Origin of the sequence: Streptomyces olivochromogenes (assembly GCF_001514115.1) — a bacterium.
GTDB lineage: Bacteria > Actinomycetota > Actinomycetes > Streptomycetales > Streptomycetaceae > Streptomyces > Streptomyces olivochromogenes.
The window spans coordinates 1-2,888 of sequence record NZ_KQ948513.1 but is presented as its reverse complement, the minus strand read 5'-3'; the positions used below and the strand labels follow the sequence as shown (position 1 = coordinate 2,888).

Sequence of the window (2,888 nt, the reverse complement as noted above, 5' to 3'; positions counted from 1 at the left end):
ACGGTGGTGGTACCCAGGTGGCAAAGCAGGCACAGGTCTTGGCGATCATGGAGTTGCGACGCTCTGTGATCACCGGGGAGACCTGTGCCTGTACTTCCATCATGGCTGACCGAACCACTCTGGGGCCAATTCGCCGCCCTGTTGCCTGAGCGATCGACCTACGCGCCGACACATCCGCTGGGCTGCCACCGACCACGCATCAGCGACCGGATCGTCTTCGACAAGATGCTGCAGCTCCTGCGATTCGGCTGCTCCTACCAGGCGATCGCCGACACAACCTGCTCGGCCACCACGATCCGCAACCGTCGCGATGAGTGGATCCGGCTCGGCGTCTTCGCCAAACTCAAGCAGATCGCGCTGGAGTCCTACGACCGGATCGTCGGCCTCGTCCTCGACCAGATCGCCGTCGACGGCTCCATCACCAAAGCCCCCGGCGGCGGAGAGGTCGCAGGGCGCTCACCGGTTGATCGCGGCAAACAGGGCCTGAAACGCTCGGGCATGACGGATGGTTACGGAATCCCGCTGGGCCGCGTGCTGACCGGAGCGAACCGCCACGACTCCCCGCTACTCGCCCCGACCCTGGACCGCCTGGACGACCTGGGACCGCTGCCCGACGACATCACCGTGCACCTGGACGCCGGCTACGACTCGGACAAGACCCGCACCCTGCTCGACGAACGCGGCCTGCACGGCCGCATCGCGCACAAGGGCGAGAAGGCGCCCATCCAGGCAAGCCAGAGGTGGCACGTCGAACGGACCCACGCCTGGCAGAACGCCTTCCACCGACTCGCCCGCTGCTACGAACGCCGAGCCACCGTCATCAATGCCTTCTTCGACCTCGCCGACACCATCATCACCGTGCGCAGCCTGATCCGCCGAGCGTGGACCACTCACCGCTGGGAGGACCGCCCCCGTCGCCGCCCGTGACGGACCACCATCCACACCAGCTCCAAGCCGCGCGCGAGAAGCGCTCGGCGGGAGCGGGCTCAAACGGAGCCGGGCGTAGCTCCTCTGGAGGGAAGCCTTGACCTGCCCTGACCTTTGGCCGCCTACCCTTGCGCCAGCCAGGTCGCGATCTCGTCCACCACTGCCAGCTCGACGTGCCCTGGCCGCGTGTACTCGGCCGGACTGCACTAGCCGCGGCGCGTCGTGCTGTTGAGGATCTGCTCCCGGAGGATGTCCGCGTGCCCGCAGTGCTGGGCCAGTTCGCGCAGCATATGGAGGTAAACCCAACGCAGCGGCAGCGGACCCCGGCGGTTCCCCCGTACGAGCTCGTCCAGCGACAGCTCTGCGGCGGCCTGACGGGACGCCGTGCAAGCCTGCTGGTAGGCGCGCTGGACGGAGGCGATGGTGTCGCCGTCGTCGAGGTCGAACGACTCGTCCGGCGAGTCGGGAATGCCGATCTCGGTGCGAGATCGGCATGTGATCGCCTCGTCGAACCAGACCTTCTCGACAAACGTGGCGTGCTTGACAAGGCCCAGCAACGTGGTCTTGGACGTGACCAATGACCGACGCGCCTGTTCTTCGGTCAACCCATTCAAGCTGTCGTTGAGAGCGGATCGATGCTCATAGAGGAAGGCCTCGAACTGTTCGCGGAGTGCTGCGTGGAAGACGGAGGGATCTGTCGACTGTGGGATGATCATGAACGCAAACCATAGGCCCAATGGGCTCGACCCGGGAGACCCCCAGATGCGTTGAGGCCGCAGGCCGACCGCCACCAGCTAGAGCCAGGGCACGGCAGCGACCTCCACGACTGCAACCTCGGCGGCGACAAGCCAAGAACGGACACGCGCTAACCACTCCGGCCAAAGGTCAGGGCTTCCCTCCAGAGCAGCTACACCCAACGGAGCCTTCACCGGCCACCGCGCCTAGTCATTCAGGGAACTTCGCAGTGGTCCATGGGCCGCACCAGTCCAGCCAGGCGGCAAGACGGTGGCATTGATCGACTCAGGATTTGGCCTCCTTTCCACTACAGGCTGGCTTCGGCACCTCGCCCCGGAACTCGATCTGCTTCTGCTTCTGGACCCCGACGGCGCCCCCTGGGGATCGAGAACGGCCTCCTTCGTCACGGACCGTCTGTTCACCGCCGCTCAATTGGCCGTCCAGCGGGGCGCGGAGGCCATCGTGGTCCCCTGCAACACCGCCACCGTCACCGCGATCGACGCTCTGCGCGAGAGGTTCGAACCGCGCGTACCCGTGATCGGAACCGTGCCCGCCGTGAAATCGGCCGCAGCAACCGGCCAAGGCATCGCCGTGTGGGCAACCGTCCGGACCACGTCGAGTGACTACCAGGATCGCCTGATCGCGGACTACGCGAACGGCCGGCCTGTCGCGCGTGTCGCATGCCCCGGTCTGGCCGAGGCGATCGACCACGGGGACATGGCCGCAGCAGCGGAAGCGATTGCCGACGCAGCCGAGCGAACACCCCAAAATTGCGACTCCGTGGTGCTGGGCTGCACGCACTACCCCCTGGTGGCGCCAGAGATTCTGCAGAGCCTGCCCGCCGGAACCACTCTGTACGACAGCGCGGAGGCAGTCGCCCGCCAAACACTGCGGCGATTGGACCGAACCAGGGAATCGCACAGCACCATGGGCTCCATCGACGTGGTACTCAGCGGTCGCTGCGGAAACCTCCCGGCAGGCGCCCACGCCTACCCCGTGGGCCGCGCCCTTGCCGCAGTAGGGCGAGTACCCCGCGAAATTCTCATCTCCGCCGTAACTCGCTCCCCGATGGCTGCACCGGCGATCTGAGCAAGCCCCAGATCCTCTGCACCTTCTCGGCCAGACGTACAGCCGCTCCGTTCGAGGCAGACCCCGGGTGATCACAGAGCGTGGCAGCTCTGTGATCACCCAGCCTGTGCCTGTTTCGCGACGGGGCTCCCCACCGC

The 2,888-nt window shown here is 66.4% G+C and carries 3 protein-coding genes; 2 read left to right on the top strand and 1 reads right to left on the bottom strand.

The annotated features are described in order from the left end of the window. Positions 1 to 84 precede the first annotated feature (84 nt). Entirely contained in the window at positions 85 to 927 is an 843-nt protein-coding gene (locus AQJ27_RS51230) for an IS5 family transposase (RefSeq protein WP_067385961.1), read from the top strand. A 206-nt stretch (positions 928 to 1,133) separates the two neighbouring features. Here AQJ27_RS51230 and AQJ27_RS51225 read toward each other — a convergent pair whose 3' ends face one another. Continuing rightward, positions 1,134 to 1,643 (bottom strand): DinB family protein, encoded by a 510-nt coding sequence (locus AQJ27_RS51225; protein ID WP_067385963.1) that lies wholly within the window; start codon positions 1,641 to 1,643, stop codon positions 1,134 to 1,136. Positions 1,644 to 1,932: 289 nt separating this feature from the next. Between AQJ27_RS51225 and AQJ27_RS51220 the strand changes: the two genes are divergently transcribed. Further along, complete coding sequence (locus AQJ27_RS51220; protein ID WP_067385958.1) at positions 1,933 to 2,751, top strand: glutamate racemase; 819 nt, start codon at positions 1,933 to 1,935, stop codon at positions 2,749 to 2,751. The last annotated feature ends 137 nt before the right edge of the window (positions 2,752 to 2,888 follow it).

Coding starts and splice junctions, on each gene's coding strand:
- AQJ27_RS51225 (WP_067385963.1), bottom strand. CDS start 1,643: ATGATCATCCCACAGTCGACAGATCCCTCCGTCTTCCACGCAGCACTC.